At 38.2% G+C, this 15,893-nt stretch carries 12 protein-coding genes, 1 tRNA gene and 2 pseudogenes; 10 read left to right on the forward strand and 5 right to left on the reverse strand.

The window, feature by feature from the left end:
• The first annotated feature begins 180 nt into the window (after positions 1 to 180).
• From ACFIKX_RS02545 to ACFIKX_RS02570, 6 genes and pseudogenes are all read left to right on the forward strand, one after another.
• Positions 181 to 254, forward strand: a tRNA-Cys gene (locus ACFIKX_RS02545).
• Positions 255 to 474: 220 nt separating this feature from the next.
• Positions 475 to 1,149: a protein-L-isoaspartate O-methyltransferase gene (locus ACFIKX_RS02550; RefSeq protein WP_375628892.1), complete on the forward strand. Its 675-nt coding sequence runs from the start codon at positions 475 to 477 to the stop codon at positions 1,147 to 1,149.
• A gap of 66 nt (positions 1,150 to 1,215) precedes the next feature.
• Positions 1,216 to 2,508, forward strand: coding sequence for a TolC family outer membrane protein (locus tag ACFIKX_RS02555; RefSeq protein ID WP_375613721.1), 1,293 nt, complete (start codon positions 1,216 to 1,218; stop codon positions 2,506 to 2,508).
• A 253-nt stretch (positions 2,509 to 2,761) separates the two neighbouring features.
• A complete protein-coding gene (locus tag ACFIKX_RS02560; RefSeq protein ID WP_375612445.1) occupies positions 2,762 to 3,316 on the forward strand; it encodes a DUF2497 domain-containing protein in 555 nt (184 codons plus the stop codon).
• 137 nt (positions 3,317 to 3,453) lie between these two features.
• Positions 3,454 to 6,177, forward strand: a complete 2,724-nt coding sequence (locus ACFIKX_RS02565) for a valine--tRNA ligase (RefSeq protein WP_375628895.1) — start codon at positions 3,454 to 3,456, stop codon at positions 6,175 to 6,177.
• Between the two features lie 1,040 nt (positions 6,178 to 7,217).
• Positions 7,218 to 8,008 (forward strand): annotated as a pseudogene (locus ACFIKX_RS02570) (tetratricopeptide repeat protein).
• Between the two features lie 102 nt (positions 8,009 to 8,110).
• Here the strand turns inward: ACFIKX_RS02570 and ACFIKX_RS02575 are convergent.
• The 5 genes from ACFIKX_RS02575 to xth form a co-directional block, all read right to left on the reverse strand.
• A complete protein-coding gene (locus ACFIKX_RS02575) occupies positions 8,111 to 8,857 on the reverse strand; it encodes an amino acid ABC transporter ATP-binding protein (RefSeq protein ID WP_273791447.1) in 747 nt (248 codons plus the stop codon).
• Positions 8,858 to 8,868: 11 nt separating this feature from the next.
• Positions 8,869 to 9,585, reverse strand: a complete 717-nt coding sequence (locus ACFIKX_RS02580; protein WP_375612443.1) for an amino acid ABC transporter permease — start codon at positions 9,583 to 9,585, stop codon at positions 8,869 to 8,871.
• Between the two features lie 2 nt (positions 9,586 to 9,587).
• On the reverse strand, positions 9,588 to 10,340 hold the full coding sequence (locus ACFIKX_RS02585) for an amino acid ABC transporter permease (protein ID WP_375628898.1): 753 nt from the start codon (positions 10,338 to 10,340) through the stop codon (positions 9,588 to 9,590).
• Positions 10,341 to 10,481: 141 nt separating this feature from the next.
• Complete coding sequence (locus ACFIKX_RS02590) at positions 10,482 to 11,387, reverse strand: transporter substrate-binding domain-containing protein (protein ID WP_375628900.1); 906 nt, start codon at positions 11,385 to 11,387, stop codon at positions 10,482 to 10,484.
• A 123-nt stretch (positions 11,388 to 11,510) separates the two neighbouring features.
• Positions 11,511 to 12,293 carry an exodeoxyribonuclease III gene (gene xth / locus ACFIKX_RS02595; RefSeq protein WP_375628902.1) on the reverse strand — a complete coding sequence of 261 codons (783 nt, stop codon included), beginning with the start codon at positions 12,291 to 12,293 and terminating at the stop codon, positions 11,511 to 11,513.
• Positions 12,294 to 12,781: 488 nt separating this feature from the next.
• Between xth and rpsL the strand changes: the two genes are divergently transcribed.
• From rpsL to ACFIKX_RS02615, 4 genes and pseudogenes are all read left to right on the forward strand, one after another.
• Positions 12,782 to 13,153, forward strand: coding sequence for a 30S ribosomal protein S12 (rpsL, locus tag ACFIKX_RS02600; RefSeq protein WP_005773262.1), 372 nt, complete (start codon positions 12,782 to 12,784; stop codon positions 13,151 to 13,153).
• A gap of 18 nt (positions 13,154 to 13,171) precedes the next feature.
• Complete coding sequence (rpsG, locus tag ACFIKX_RS02605; protein ID WP_273791452.1) at positions 13,172 to 13,642, forward strand: 30S ribosomal protein S7; 471 nt, start codon at positions 13,172 to 13,174, stop codon at positions 13,640 to 13,642.
• A gap of 24 nt (positions 13,643 to 13,666) precedes the next feature.
• Positions 13,667 to 15,751, forward strand: coding sequence for an elongation factor G (fusA, locus tag ACFIKX_RS02610; RefSeq protein WP_273791453.1), 2,085 nt, complete (start codon positions 13,667 to 13,669; stop codon positions 15,749 to 15,751).
• 62 nt (positions 15,752 to 15,813) lie between these two features.
• A pseudogene (locus tag ACFIKX_RS02615) lies at positions 15,814 to 15,893 on the forward strand (elongation factor Tu); the annotation flags it as partial.

Genomic DNA, 15,893 nt, shown 5'->3' on the forward strand with positions numbered 1-15,893 from the left:
TGCCCAATCATCTCGTTGAAAAGGCTATAGCAAAGCAATACTGATTTGCAAAGGATAAAATTACTTTTTTTAAAAAAATATGATAAATTGTGTAATAAGAGGAAAAAAGGCGAGAGAATATTTCTACACCTTGACGGATGCGTTGCCTTCCCTTATTGAAACTTTTATGTTTGTTGACGAGGCCTCGTGGCGGAATGGTTACGCAGAGGACTGCAAATCCTTGTATCCCGGTTCGATTCCGGGCGAGGCCTCCAGCCGATTTTAAACGAAACGGCTTTTAAGGGAGATGAGGTATAGGAAAATAGATTATTTCCCTCTATTCTTGTGAAGACACTTTTGTATGAGAGATTATACAGTTAAAATCTAATTGTTGACTGTAGTATCCTTTTTTGTAACGCCCATAGTTTAAGAGATCTTTATCCCTTATTGTCGCTGTTTTGTTTGTTTTTTGTAGGTTAGGAGAAAATATTCGTTATGGTTGCAGATTTTGCTGAGCTTCGTCGCAAAATGGTTGACAATCAAATTCGTACAGTCGATGTAACGGATTTATCAGTTCTTGAAGCCTTTTTAACGGTATCTCGTGAAGATTTTGTATCGGAAGATATGAAAGTGTTAAGTTATCTTGATACTGATATTGTTCTATGTCCAGAGCAAGATGGGGTTCCTGCACGCTATTTGATGAAACCTGCGTCTCTAGCGAAATTACTACAGCTTGCCGCTGTAAAATCATCAGATGTTGTTTTAGATATTGGTGCAAATAGTGGTTATTGTGCAGCGTTGCTTGCAAAACTTGCAGGGTCTGTGATTGCGCTGGAAAGTGATAAATCTCTCTTTGAACGTGCTCTTGAAGCTTTAGAACGGAATCAATGTGATAATGTGGTTGTCGTTCATGGTCCATTAGAGAAAGGATATGCCGTTGAGGGACCTTATGACGTGATTTTCATTGAGGGATCTGTTGATTTTATTCCTCAAGGTATCTTTGATCAAATGAAAGACTGTGGACGTCTTGTTGTGGTTGAAGGGTATGGAAATGCTGCTGTTGCACAAATCTATATAAAAGAAGATGGGATCATCTCGGCTCGTCGTGCTTTTAACCTCGCTGTAAAGCCTCTTCCTTGTTTTTTCAAAACACCTGGTTTTGTGTTTTAGTGCTTGTTTGTTTTGTGAATAAAAGATAATTTTGTAATTTATTTGGGGTTTGTTATTGTGTGTATTATGTTTAGAGTAAACAAGAAGTTTCAGGCGTGTTTATTGCTGGTGTTGAGTGTTTTTCTATCAGAGGCTGTTTGTGCTGAAACATTGATGGATGCCTTTTCTAAGGCTTATAAATATAATGCTAAGTTGAATAGTGAACGTGCAGCTGTGCGTATATCCAGTGATGATGTTGTCATTGCGCGATCGGGGCTATTGCCACAGGTTGAGGGGGTTGGGAACTATGGGCGCAATAAGTCTTTTACAGGTCCTTATGTCACTTCTGGATCTATAGGAGTGAGATTAAATCAAAGATTATTTGATGGTTTTATCACGCAAAATATCTTTTCTTCAGCTCAAGTTAAGTTGCAGGCTCAGCGTGAATATCTTCGTAATGTTGAACAAAATACGTTTTTGGAGGCGGTGACCGCTTATGCTAATGTCTATCACGCACGTCGTGTTGCCGATCTTCGGAGAGAAAATTTGGCAGCTCTTGAGGAACAAGTTCGTTCAAATAAAGCAAAATTTGATGTGGGTGAAGGAGGGCATGTTGATCTTGCTCAAGCTCAAGCTGCACGTTCCGTGGCGGTTTCAGAGCTGAGTCTTGCTCGTTCTGATGTAAAAGCAGCAGAGGCAGTGTATCGACAAGTTATTGGTTCTGATCCTGAAAAGTTAAAACGCCCACCTGTAGCCAAAGATTTTCCCGTCAACCTTGATATGGCTTACCAAATGAGCGTTGTGATGCATCCAGCAATCCTTTATGCTAAATATTTAGTCGATGCGAGTGTTTATAATGTAAAGGCGAAAGAAGGGGCATTGCTCCCTAAAGTTGATTTTTCTGCAACTGCATCTTATAATCGAATCTACAGCGGGGTTGGAGAAGATGGCGTTTCTAAATCGATAGGGTTGTCAGTAAGTGTCCCAATCTTTGAAGGAGGGCGTACGTCTGCGCAAATTCGCCAATCAAGGGAACAGCTTGGACAGGCGCAGCTTCAACTCGATTTGGCGCATAGTAATACGCGACAAGCACTTACTTCTGCTTGGTTTCAGTTGGAGGGCGCACGCTCATCTGTTGTTGCTTACCGTGAAAGTGTTCGTGCTGCTGAAATTGCTCTGAAAGGTCGTGTTCAAGAAAATCGCGTAGGGCAAGCAACGACGCTGGATGTTTTAAATTCTCGTACTCTATTGATTAATGCTCAGATTGCGCTTGCAATGGCAGAGCGTAATGCTGTTGTGGCGAGCTATAGTGTTCAATCTTCTATTGGTAAATTGACTGCAAGTTATTTAGGTTTAAAAACAATTAAATATATCCGATAATACATAAAAGTATCTCTTTGAATCTTATTAAATTATTTTAGTTTTTAAAAGATTAGTAAATCAACAGTTGAATATGTTGAAAGATATTGCGGCGAGATATTATTTTTACTAAGTGTAGAAAACTGTGTGTAGCGCCCTCTTTATGACAAGCATATTTGAAAATATCGTAGGAGGCATGTTGATCTTATAATTCTTTTGCATACACTGAAAATATGATTCTATTTGTTGTTGCGTCTTTGAGAGGTTGTAAAGTATGGTACAGAGTTCAAGCGTGTTACGTGAGCCAAGTATGGATGAAATTTTAACATCTATTCGTGAAATAATCGAAGAAAATGCGGTTCAATCTGATCACTTTTTAAATGAAGATGTTGCAGTGAATGCTTCAGAAGTTGCATCCGAGGGTATTTATGATACAACCTTATCGGTTGATGATGCTATGAAAGCTTTAGCTGATCGTATTGGTCTTTCTTCTGAAAATCAAGGGGGGAAGATAACGCAAGAAAAAGAGGATATAGAGGCAGAAAATAATACAGTTGGTATGGATATGCAAAAGATGAAGCTTTCTTCTGAAGAACGGAATTCTGTTTATAAAGCAAAAGAATATGAAGATGAGATAAGGAAATCACAGTCAGACGCAGGAAGGGATGGTCATGTGGAATTGTCTGCATATTGTATTTCTTCTGCAGAAAAGATTGCAAAGGATGTGTTGCGTCCGGCTATAGCAGAATGGTTACAGTCTAAATTGCCTATTTTGCTGGAAGATATTTTGCGTGAAGAGATTGTGAAGGCGATTAAAAAATCGTCTTAATTATTTTTATGTTTTTCATTTTATGGGGATTTTGTTTGCGATTTTGCGAGCTCTCTAGTGAATGGCTGAGATTCACGAGATTCTGATCAGGTTTTGATCATATATTGTGTTTTTCAGCGGCGTTATGGATGGATAGAATGTTAGAAAAAAACTATGATGCTGCCTCTATAGAGCAACGGGTTGCAAAGAGATGGGAGACTCGTGGGGCTTTTAAAGCGGGAGCTGGTTCTAAAAGCGGTGCAGAACCTTTTTGCGTTATGCTTCCTCCTCCTAATGTTACGGGCTCACTTCATATGGGGCATGCGCTCAATACGACAATTCAAGATATAATAGTTAGATTTCAGCGGATGCGTGGCAGAAATGTGTTGTGGCAGCCTGGTATGGATCATGCTGGAATTGCTACGCAAATGGTAGTGGAGCGTCAACTTGCAGAACGCCAAGAGCCAACGCGTCAAGAAATGGGGAGAGAAAAGTTTATTGAGCGTATTTGGGAATGGCGTTATGAAACTGGAGGCGTTATTGCAAACCAGTTGCGTCGCCTTGGGGTTTCATGTGATTGGTCGCGTGAGCGGTTTACAATGGATGAGGGGTTGTCGCAGGCGGTTCGTGAAGTCTTTGTCACGCTTTATAAGCAAGGGTTGATATATAGGGATAAGCGCCTCGTCAATTGGGATCCTAAATTGTTGACAGCTATTTCAGATCTTGAAGTTGAGCAAAAAGAAGTTCAAGGACATTTGTGGCACTTTAGATATCCACTTGAAGGTAAAATTTTTGATCCAAATGATGCGACAACTTATATAACAGTGGCGACAACACGACCAGAAACAATGCTTGGTGATACAGGAATTGCTGTTAATCCTGAAGATGAGCGTTATAAACATCTTATCGGTAAAAATGCTCTTTTGCCGCTTGTTGGTCGTAAGTTATTAATTGTTGGTGATAGCCATGCTGATCCTGAGGCTGGAAGTGGTGCTGTAAAAATCACACCAGCTCATGACTTTAATGACTTTGAAGTAGGACAGCGTAATCATTTACGCTTGATCAATATTTTTACCCAGCAAGCCGAGATTTTTCTTCGTGAAAATGAAGCATTTTTCGATGGTTTGATTTTATCAGATGAATTAAAAATGTTAGTAGAAAATCTCGATAAATCTGATCGTTTTGTTGCTCGCCAGAAGATTGTTTCTTTGATGGAAGAACAGGGATATTTAGCTTCTGTTGATGATCATACCCATATGGTTCCTCATGGAGATCGCAGTGGTGTCCCTATTGAGCCTTTTTTGACAGATCAATGGTATGTTCATGCTGCTGAATTAGCAAAGCCAGCGATAGAGGCTGTTCAACAAGGCAAAACGCAGTTCGTTCCAGATAACTGGAAAAAGACGTACTTCAATTGGATGGAAAATATTCAACCTTGGTGCATTTCTCGCCAATTATGGTGGGGACATCAGATTCCTGCTTGGTATGGTCCTGATGGAACGGTTTTTGTTGAAAAAAGTGAAAAAGAGGCTTTAGATTCAGCTTTTGCTCATTATGGTGAGGTTGTTGAATTAATCCGTGATCCGGATGTTTTAGATACTTGGTTTTCATCAGCTCTTTGGCCTTTTTCAACATTAGGATGGCCAAATAAAACGACTGAATTATCTACTTTTTACCCAACATCTTTATCTGTGACAGGATTTGATATTATTTTTTTCTGGGTTGCTCGTATGATGATGATGGGACTTCACTTTATGGGTGACGTTCCTTTCCCAACGGTTTATGTGCATGCTCTTGTACGGGATCAAAAGGGTGCAAAGATGTCAAAATCAAAGGGAAATATTATTGATCCCTTAGAGCTTATTGATCAATATAGTGCTGATGCACTTCGATTTACTTTAGCTATTATGGCAGCACAAGGTCGTGATGTAAAACTTGATGTTTCCCGTATTGCTGGTTATCGTAATTTTGCTACGAAATTGTGGAATGCTACCCGATTTGCACAGATGAATGGTGTGAAGCATGATCCAGCTTTTAAACCAGAACAAGCAAAACTGGCGCTTAATCGTTGGATTTTAACAGAGTTATCTAAAACGATTTCAGCAGTTACGACTGGTATTGAACACTATAAATTTAATGAGTCAGCTGCCACTCTTTACCGTTTCATTTGGAATACATTATGTGATTGGTATTTGGAGCTTCTCAAACCTATTTTTCAGGGGGAAAATGAAGATGCTAAAAATGAGGCTCAAGCTTGTACTGCTTGGGTTTTAGATGAAGTTTATAAACTTCTTCATCCTTTTATGCCTTATATGACGGAAGAGTTGTGGTATCTTACAGAAACGCAAGCCATCAAGCGTGAGGATATGCTCGCATTGACAAAATGGCCAGAGGAAACATTGATAGATGAAGAAGCTGCTGATGATATTAATTGGCTTATTGATGTCGTCACAGGGATTCGGTCTGTACGTTTTGAAATGAATATTCCAGTGGCGACACAAGCACCTCTTGTTGTTGTTGAAGGAGGGGAAGTAACGCGAGAGCGTGTGAAGCGTTATGATGCACTTCTAAAAAAATTAGCGCGTATTGAAGTTATTGATTTCTCTGATAAAGTTCCGGAAATATCAGCACAAATGATTTTGGGAGAGGCTGTTTTTTGTTTACCATTAGGACAGTTGATTGATTTGGAGGCTGAACGTGTTCGTTTGAGGAAGGATGTCAGTAAAATTGAGCAAGATATTGAAAAAATATCGCTTAAGTTAAACAATCCCAAATTTATAGCAAATGCAAAAGCAGAAATTGTTGAGCGTGAGCGGAACAGGGTTGTAGAACTGCGTGCAGCGCAGAAAAAAATATTTGTTGCTTTAGAGCGGTTAGATTGATTTCAACTTTTTATTTTTTTGATAGATAATTGCATACCAGTAGGGTTAGTATAGATCTTCTTTAAAAGGAAACTTTTTCTTTTGTTAGTTTTTCATGAACGATCATAAAATCTCTACTGAAATCCATTGTTTTATGTTTATCATTAAAGAGACATCTTTTAAGGCATCCAAGCCTATTCCACGACGTAGATCATGAATGGTATAACGGTAAATCTATTGAGCTTCCCTTCTTTATGCTTGTGAAGTAACAAGCGCTGGGGGCACCATTCTGTCCAATATCCGGACAACCCTTAGCTCAAACCGTTCGTAAGAGGCATTTTTAGTTCTTTCTTACACAGAGTTTTTATCCACATAGCTCTCTCTACTTGTAATGTGCAAGCGGATGGTTTTGATTGATTTAACATGGAACAGGTTTGGAATGAGAGAATCTTACGATATTCGAGGTCCTCATTCAACATGCAAAATGGTAAAGTATCATTATAAATCAATATCTTGTTTTATTTCTGTAAAATATCATCATTTAGAGTAGCAATATAAGGCATGTAAAATTACACATGTGGTATTTTTGTATGTAGTGGTGAGTATTCTGAGGTAGAACTTGTGTGTAAAGTATGAAGTAACCCCATGTGAAATGATGTTAGGTGCAATCCGTTAAACAAAAAGCTGTATTGTTTATAGATTGACGGAGGCAAAAAACTTCATCTTTAAGGTGGTAAGGCAGTCGTGAAGTTATAAGTTAACTATCATCATTATATTTATCCATCTTTCGTATTGTTTTTTATACTCAAACGTTTACCATTCATCATGTATTCTCTTCGTTCTCAAGTTGCTGTTTAATGCACGTTATTCTATTGAACGATTTTTGCTCATACGTATAAAATTTTAAGATCGATAAATCCTATTGGATGGTTTTTATCTATTTGTTTTTTCTTTTAAAATTTTTACTTTAAAATTGCGTATGCTTCTTACTAAGAAAAAGAGTTTAAATATCTACAAAGAAATTTGTAACAGATATAATCATTAAAATTGAGGTAGGGGGAATGGTTAATAGGTTTCAGATATGGAAAAAAGTCACGATTGTTGTGATTTTAGAGGGATTCTTTTCGACTGTTTATGTAATAGATGTCAATAGCTTGCAAGAAGCGAATGATGGTTCGTTTTATTTTTTAAAACGTGGCATGTCTGTTTATAAAAATGGGCATATAACTCAGGCTATTGCAGCATTACGTTGTGCTGCTAAGAGAGGCTATATTGGTGCGAATTGGAAACTTGGCTCTATCTATGCAAACGGTGATGGTGTCCCTAAAAATGATTATAAGGCATATAATTTTTTTGCATATATTGTTGAAAAAGGTGCTGATCTTGGTTCAGAGGATGAAAGTTATGTTTCTGATGCATTGATTAAACTTGCCGGATACATAAAAAAAGGTATTCCTCAATCACCTGTGAAACCTGATCCTTCTTATGCTTCTCATCTTTATATGCAGGCTGCGGTAAACTATGGAAATCCTAAAGCTCAGTATCATTTAGGAAAAATATTTTTAAAGGGAGAGGGAAGGGAGAAAAATCTTATACAAGCAGCACGATGGTTTCAACTTTCAGCAAAAAAAGAAAATCCTTCTGCCCAAGCAATGCTTGGAAATATACTGCTTAAAGAAGGAAAAATTGTCCGTGGGGCAGCAATGTTAACTGCTGCCTATAAAAAGCTAACGTAAAAGACGAAAATTGGATTCACCCTTTGCAAGAAGAGGCTTTTGCTCTTTGTAATGAATCTGAGAGACGTACAGCAATTTCACTGGTTGTTGAGATTTTAAAGAATAACAGTTTTTAAACATCTGATTGTAATATTTTTACATTCTCTCATCTTATATTAAACTCTGTTTTCTTGTATACAAGTTCATAGTAAAGATAGCTTTTTTTGATAATCTAACGGCTAATGACTTAGGATTTTAGACAAAAATTCTTGCGTTCTCGGTTTTCTTGCTTGCGGATCAGAAAAGAACTCTTTAGATGAGCAGTCTTCAAGAATTGTTCCTTGATCTATGAAAATAACACGCTCCGATACTTTTTGTGCAAATCCCATTTCATGGGTTACACAAATCATCGTCATACCTTCTTCTGCTAAGCTAATCATGACATCGAGTACTTCACCTACCATTTCAGGATCTAGAGCAGATGTTGGTTCATCAAAAAGCATGACAAGTGGATCCATAGTTAAGGCACGTGCAATAGCAACACGTTGTTGTTGCCCTCCAGAAAGTTGACCAGGATATTTATCTTTGTGTTCAATGAGTCCAACGCGTTCAAGATATAACAATCCACGTTCAAGTGCTTCTTTTTTGCTTCGTTTTAGGACTTTGATTTGTGCAATTGTCAAATTTTCTGTGACAGATAAATGGGGGAAAAGCTCGAAGTGTTGAAACACCATTCCTACCTGACTTCGCAATTTAGGCAGATTCGTTTTTTTTGAATGAACTGGTATTCCATTAATCCAAATTTCACCTTTTTGAAAAGGGACGAGAGCGTTAATAGTTTTAATGAGTGTTGACTTTCCTGAGCCTGATGGACCACAAACGACAACGACTTCTCCTTTATTAATGTTGGTTGTACAGTTTTTAAGGACTTTAATTTCGCCATACCAATTAGAAACATTTTTTATTTCGATCATATGAGTAGACATTTTTTTTCCTGTTAGCGAATAATGGATACTTTTTTTTGTAAATACAAAACTATTTGTGACAGTGTAAAACAGATAACAAAATAGAAAATAGCTGCTAAGATATAAGCTTCTTGCTTTACACCAAAATTATTAGCAGCAATATCAAAACCATTCAAAAGGCTATGACCACTGATGGCATAAACAAGGGTTGTATCCTGAAAAAGGATAATAACTTGTGTTAAAAATACTGGAAGCATATCTCTAAAGGCTTGAGGAAGAATGACAATGTACATACTTTGCCAATATGTCATTCCAAGAGCTTGTCCTGCATATTTTTGTCCTTGCGGAACTGAATTGATTCCAGCACGCATAATCTCAGCAAAATAAGCCGTTTCAAATGCGGTAAAGGTAATGAGTGCTGATTTATTTGCACCAATGGATATACCAGTTAAAAAAGGCAGAAGCACGAAAAACCATAAGATAACCATCACAAGTGGTATTGAACGCATAGCTGTTATGTAACTGATTGCAAACCAAGAAAGAAGTTTTATGGAAGAAAGGCGCATCATTGCTAAAAGTGTGCCGAAAACAAACCCCAATACCGTTGCAAAAAGAGTTAGAAAAACGCTAAAGAGTAAACCTGATAAAATGTAAGAACGAAATACATCAAAGGTAAAAAAGGAAAAATCAAAGTCGGAAAAATTGAAAGGAAAATAAAGTCCAAACTGAGAGCTTATGAAATTCACCATATTCAATTTCCCTTTGTTTGAAAATTAGGAATTTTGAGTATTTGTTCAATGACTGTCATCACAATGAATACGAATAAGGCTATTAGAATATAAAGGATCGTAACAAGCAAATAATTTTCGTAAACATGGCTTACTTCTTCAATTGTTTGGTATTGAAATTGCATGAGCTCATTTATTGAAACGGCGAATGCTATAGATGAATTTTTCACAATCCCCATTGCTTCTGAAGTAAGAGGTGGCATAATTGCACGTATAGCACGTGGTAGTATAATATAGCGATAACTTTGATAAGTTGTAAATCCCATTGCCATAGCAGCATAGCGTTGTCCAGAAGGAATCGCTTCAATGCCTGAACGAACCTGTTCAGCAATGCGTGCAGATGTAAAGAATCCCAATGCGCATGTTATTAAGAGAATGGGGGAAAATTTCATCGCTGGTGGATAAATCTTCGGAACAACAAAATACCACAAAAACACTTGTACAAGGAGGGGAATATTACGCATAATCTCTACCCAAATAGTACCGATAGTGCGAAATATATAATTGATTATGGATGTTTTGGGTAAAGTGCGCATTGTTCCTATAATAACACCACACAATACAGCTAATATAAGTGAAGTGATAGACAATATAATTGTATTTTTTAAGCCATCGAGAAGTGTATCTAAATAGGTATGACTTACGCCGAGAGTTCCCAAGCATCCTGTTACCAATGTTTGAGTAAGGTCATCTCTACAAAGGAAAGAAAAGTCCATTAATTGATATTCCCTCAAATTAGTCATTCACAAATAGGACAATAAACCACGCGCATCTACATAGTCCAGATTTATTAAAAAGTGAATTAAAATATAAACCACACTCAATTTCAAAAGAGTGTGGTTCTTCTTTATTAAATTCTATAACTCTTTTTCTGCGTAGCTTTCTCGAGGCTTATTATTTGGGTGATCCCAAGCATATCTTGTTTGTTTTGACAAGGGAAGGTTCATAACAGTGTTAGCAGGTGGGATCGGTTTCATAAACCACTTATTATAAAGCTTTTCCAGTGATTCATCTTTAATCTGACGTACGATACTATCGTTGATTGTTTGTTCAAATTTTTTGTCATTTAATCTGAGCATACAGGCAATAGGTTCGACTGAAAGTACAGTATCAAGAATGACATAATCAGATGGATTCTTTGATTTAGCAATATGTCCAGCAAGAATTGAAGCGTCCATGACAAAAGCATCTGCCTTACCAGATTCTAATAATAAAAAACTATCTCCGTGATCTTTCCCCTTTAAAACTTTAAACTGAATGTTTTTTGCACGTTTATTTTTACGAATAAGTTGAACAGATGTTGTACCGGTGGTCGTTGCAACTGTTTTTCCATTTAAATCCTCAAGAGATTTAATGTTAGAGTTTTTCTTTACAGCAATCCGAACCTCTTCAATGTATGTCGTATAAGCAAATGCTGCTTCTTTACTGCGGGCAATATCATGTGTTGTTGAGCCGCACTCAAAATCATAGGTTTTATTTTTTAAGAGAGGAATTCTATTTTGAGAAGTGATGGGAAGATAATGAATTTTAATTGGTTTACCAATTTTTTTTGAGATATCATCAATGATCCGTTCTGCCATTTCTGTATGAAAACCTACATATTTATTATTACCAAGGGCGTAGGCTAAACCAGATGATTCACGGACACCTAAAGTAATTTCCCCTGTTCGTTTTATTTTTTCAAGAGTATCATGTTCAGCATGCGCGAAACTTGAGAATCCAATGGCCGTTGCTGCAATAAGCATTAATAATGATTTCTTCATTTATGTCCTCCATTCATTTATTTTTATTTTATTTGCTTAAGATATACTGTTTATATGCTGTAGCATAGTTATTATTTTGAGTGGAATTTTTTTGTTGTCTCATGAAATGAGGATTTTACTTTCTTAATTGATATTAAGGTGAATCCAAACAGGAACGTGGTCGGATGGTTTTTGATATCCCCTTACTTCTGTTTGGCTATGAGCGCAAATTAGTTGATCAACAGCTTCTGGTGATAATAATAAATGATCAATGCGAATCCCATTATTCTTAGGCCAAGCACCTGCCTGAAAATCCCAAAAACTGAAGGAGGGAGTATCGGTGACATTCCGGATAGCATCATAAAAACCTAAATGAAGAATACGTTGGAATGCTTTTCTTGTTTCTTGAAGAAATAAGGCATCTTGATACCATTCTTGAGGTTTTTTTGCATCTAATGGAGTGGGGATGACATTATAATCACCTGCTAGAATAAGAGGTTCTTCATACGCAAGCAATGATTTTGCATGTGTATATAATCTTTCCATCCATTCTATCTTATAGGAATATTTTTCACTCTCAATAGGATTCCCATTTGGCAAATAGAGAGATGCAACACGAACAACACCTTTGTTTGTTGAATAAACAGCTTCAATGTAACGTGTTTGTTTATCATTATCATTGCCTGGTAATCGACGGATCACTTCATCTGGTGTTTTTTTAGAGAGAATCGCAACGCCATTAAAACTTTTTTGTCCGTGTGTTTCTATATGGTAACCTAAATTTTCAATTGTATCGCGTGGAAAATTTTCATCAATACTTTTAATTTCCTGTAAACAGACTATGTCCGGTTGGCTTTGCTGCAGCCATTGACATAATGTTTCATGTCGCGCTTTTATTCCAGCAATATTCCACGTTGCTATTTTCATGGTGCTCATCATTAGATATCAAATATGCAATTCAATTTACTGCTATGTTTTACTACAGTCACATCGCTGTTTTTTTGTTTATAGGGGATATTACTATGGTAAATTAATTTATCAAGAGTAGCGGTAAAAGCAAATTTAAAGCTTTAAAATTTAATTTATTTTCATTTTTAAAAACTTTCTGCTGTTTAGTTCTTGACGAATGTACGTGTTCTCGCTATTAGAAATGAACATAACCGATGTGGATGTAATCAGGTGTTTTGGATATGAGCCGGAAAATTATTCACAGGTGTTAAGAAGATTAAAAGCAAATGCTAGTGCAAAAGGCTATTGCCTTCTCTGCTTATGGTCGGGTAAACTGTTTTGTACAGGTATGCCCGATTTTGTGTGTAGACTTAGATATCTGCTCCGATTTTGTTGGGGTGGATAGAAATGAAAATAGAAAAGCCCGATTGGGTGAGACGAATGTAGATCGAAAAGAGGAAGGTTGCATGCCTACCGTAAACCAGTTGATTCGCAAGCCGCGTGTGGCGCCAGTTAAACGTAATAAGGTTCCTGCTCTGCAATCGAATCCGCAGAAGCGTGGTGTTTGTACGCGTGTTTATACAACAACACCGAAGAAACCTAATTCTGCTCTTCGTAAAGTTGCTAAAATTCGCTTGACGAATGGATTTGAGGTGATTGGTTATATTCCTGGAGAGGGACATAATCTTCAAGAGCACTCTGTTGTAATGATTCGTGGTGGTCGTGTGAAAGATTTGCCAGGAGTTCGTTATCACATTATTCGTGGTTTGCTTGATACGCAGGGTGTCAAGAATCGTAAACAGCGTCGTTCAAAGTATGGCGCGAAGCGTCCAAAATAATATTGAGAGACAAAGCCAATGTCCCGTCGTCATAGAGCAGAAAAGCGTGAGATTAATCCAGATCCAAAATTTGGTGATTTGGTTATTATGAAATTTATGAATGCCATTATGTTTGATGGTAAAAAATCAGTTGCAGAGCGTATTGTTTATGGTGCGCTCGATTCTGTGGAAAAAAGAGTAAAAACAGATCCTGTGGCTCTATTTCATCGAGCTTTAGAGAATGTTGCTCCTCACATTGAGGTTCGTTCACGCCGTGTTGGTGGCGCTACTTATCAAGTTCCGATTGATGTTCGTCCTGATCGTCGTCAGGCTCTTGCTATTCGTTGGTTGATTGCGGCGGCACGTGGTCGAAATGAAACGACGATGGTTGAGCGTTTATCTGGTGAATTGATGGATGCGGCTAATAATCGTGGTTCTGCCGTGAAAAAGCGTGAAGATGTTCATCGTATGGCTGAAGCTAATCGTGCTTTTTCTCACTATCGCTGGTAGAAGTTTTAAACTAAGGCAAATATAATGGCTCGCGAATATAAAATTGAAGATTATCGTAATTTTGGTATTATGGCGCATATTGATGCTGGTAAGACTACGATGACTGAACGTATTCTGTTCTATACCGGTAAGAATCATAAAATTGGCGAGACCCATGATGGTGCTTCTACAATGGATTGGATGGAGCAGGAGCAGGAGCGTGGTATTACGATTACGTCTGCTGCGACAACAACATTTTGGGAAGGGCAAGACGGTCGGAAGCGTCGCTTTAATATTATTGATACGCCAGGGCACGTTGATTTTACGATTGAAGTTGAGCGCTCTTTGCGTGTTCTTGATGGTGCAATAGCCTTGTTGGATGCAAATGCTGGTGTGGAGCCTCAGACGGAAACTGTTTGGCGGCAAGCTGAGAAGTATCGCGTGCCTCGTATGGTTTTTGTTAATAAAATGGACAAAATAGGAGCTGACTTTTATCGTAGTGTGGAGATGGTTGGTTCTCGGTTAGGTGCTAAAGCGCTTGTTTTGCAGTTGCCGATTGGTGCTGAAAATGACTTTGAAGGTGTTGTTGATCTTGTAGAAATGAAGGCTTTAAAGTGGGATGGTTCTATTGGTGCCTCGGCAGTGATAAGTGAAATTCCCTCTGATTTAAAGGAGAAAGCTGAAGAATATCGCGAGAAATTGATTGAGATGGCTGTGGAGGTTGATGAAGCTGCGACAGAGGCTTATTTGGAAGGTGTTATGCCAACCAACGAGCAGCTTGTTTCTCTCATTCGTAGGGGGACAGTAGAAGTTCAGTTTCATCCGGTTCTTTGTGGTACGGCTTTTAAAAACAAGGGGGTGCAGCCACTTTTGGATGCTGTTGTTTCCTATCTTCCTTCTCCAGTTGATATTCCGGCGATTAAGGGTATTGATGTAAAGACTGAGGCTGAGACGACACGCGAATCTTCTGATGATGCTCCGTTATCTATGCTTGCTTTTAAAATTATGAATGATCCTTTTGTTGGTTCATTGACGTTCTGTCGTATTTACTCAGGTAAAGTTCAGAAAGGTATTTCTCTTGAGAATACTGTGAAAAAGAAAAAAGAGCGTTTGGGGCGTATGCTTCAAATGCATTCAAATTCTCGTGAGGATATTGAAGAAGCATTTGCTGGTGATATTGTTGCTCTTGCAGGACTTAAGGAGACGACAACAGGGGATACTCTTTGTGATCCCTTGAAGCCTGTTATTTTGGAGAGGATGGAATTTCCAGAGCCTGTTATTGAGATTGCAATTGAGCCGAAAACAAAAGCAGATCAAGAAAAAATGGGTATTGCTCTTAACCGTCTAGCGGCCGAAGATCCTTCATTCCGTGTTAAATCGGATGAGGAATCTGGTCAGACTATTATAGCTGGAATGGGTGAGCTTCATCTTGATATTATTGTTGACCGTATGCGGCGTGAGTTTAAGGTTGAAGCAAATGTTGGGCAGCCTCAAGTTGCTTATCGTGAGTCAATTACTAAAATGGCGGAAATTGATTATACGCATAAGAAACAATCGGGTGGTGCAGGTCAATTTGCTCGTGTGAAAATTGTTTTTGAGCCTCATGATGGTGATGACTTTATTTTTGAGTCAAAGATTGTTGGTGGTGCTGTTCCTAAAGAATATATTCCCGGTGTCCAAAAAGGGATTGAGAGTGTTATGGGGTCAGGTCCTCTTGCGGGCTTTCCTATGCTTGGTGTAAAAGCGACTCTCATTGATGGTGGCTATCACGATGTTGATTCTTCGGTTTTGGCTTTTGAGATTGCTGCTCGTGCGGCTTTTCGTGATGGGGCAAAGAAGGCTGGTGCACAGCTTCTTGAACCGATCATGAAGGTGGAAGTTGTTACACCAGATGATTATGTTGGTGATGTTATTGGTGATCTCAATTCTCGTCGGGGACAGATTTCAGGAACTGAAGCGCGCGGCATTGCAACGGTTGTGAATGCAATGGTTCCTTTGGCAAATATGTTTGGTTATGTGAATACTCTTCGCTCTATGAGTCAGGGGCGTGCGCAGTATACAATGCAGTTTGATCATTACGAGCCTGTGCCTTCAGCTGTTGCTTTGGAGATTCAAAAGAAATACGCGTAATTTCAGGTTGGTAATTAATTTTTAACTTAGTCCTTGGCTTGGACGGAAAATGGAGAGCTCAAATGGCGAAGAGCAAGTTTGAACGAACAAAACCGCATGTTAATATTGGTACGATTGGTCACGTTGATCATGGGAAGACCTC

This window comes from Bartonella sp. CM86QHHN (assembly GCF_042194695.1).
Taxonomy (GTDB): Bacteria; Pseudomonadota; Alphaproteobacteria; order Rhizobiales; family Rhizobiaceae; genus Bartonella.

Bases quoted from the DNA above. Each gene is read 5' to 3' on its own strand.
- ACFIKX_RS02550 (WP_375628892.1), top strand. From the start codon at position 475: ATGGTTGCAGATTTTGCTGAGCTTCGTCGCAAAATGGTTGACAATCAA.
- ACFIKX_RS02555 (WP_375613721.1), top strand. From the start codon at position 1,216: ATGTTTAGAGTAAACAAGAAGTTTCAGGCGTGTTTATTGCTGGTGTTG.
- ACFIKX_RS02560 (WP_375612445.1), top strand. From the start codon at position 2,762: ATGGTACAGAGTTCAAGCGTGTTACGTGAGCCAAGTATGGATGAAATT.
- ACFIKX_RS02565 (WP_375628895.1), top strand. From the start codon at position 3,454: ATGTTAGAAAAAAACTATGATGCTGCCTCTATAGAGCAACGGGTTGCA.
- ACFIKX_RS02575 (WP_273791447.1), bottom strand. From the start codon at position 8,857: ATGTCTACTCATATGATCGAAATAAAAAATGTTTCTAATTGGTATGGC.
- ACFIKX_RS02580 (WP_375612443.1), bottom strand. From the start codon at position 9,585: ATGGTGAATTTCATAAGCTCTCAGTTTGGACTTTATTTTCCTTTCAAT.
- ACFIKX_RS02585 (WP_375628898.1), bottom strand. From the start codon at position 10,340: ATGGACTTTTCTTTCCTTTGTAGAGATGACCTTACTCAAACATTGGTA.
- ACFIKX_RS02590 (WP_375628900.1), bottom strand. From the start codon at position 11,387: ATGAAGAAATCATTATTAATGCTTATTGCAGCAACGGCCATTGGATTC.
- xth (WP_375628902.1), bottom strand. From the start codon at position 12,293: ATGAAAATAGCAACGTGGAATATTGCTGGAATAAAAGCGCGACATGAA.
- rpsL (WP_005773262.1), top strand. From the start codon at position 12,782: ATGCCTACCGTAAACCAGTTGATTCGCAAGCCGCGTGTGGCGCCAGTT.
- rpsG (WP_273791452.1), top strand. From the start codon at position 13,172: ATGTCCCGTCGTCATAGAGCAGAAAAGCGTGAGATTAATCCAGATCCA.
- fusA (WP_273791453.1), top strand. From the start codon at position 13,667: ATGGCTCGCGAATATAAAATTGAAGATTATCGTAATTTTGGTATTATG.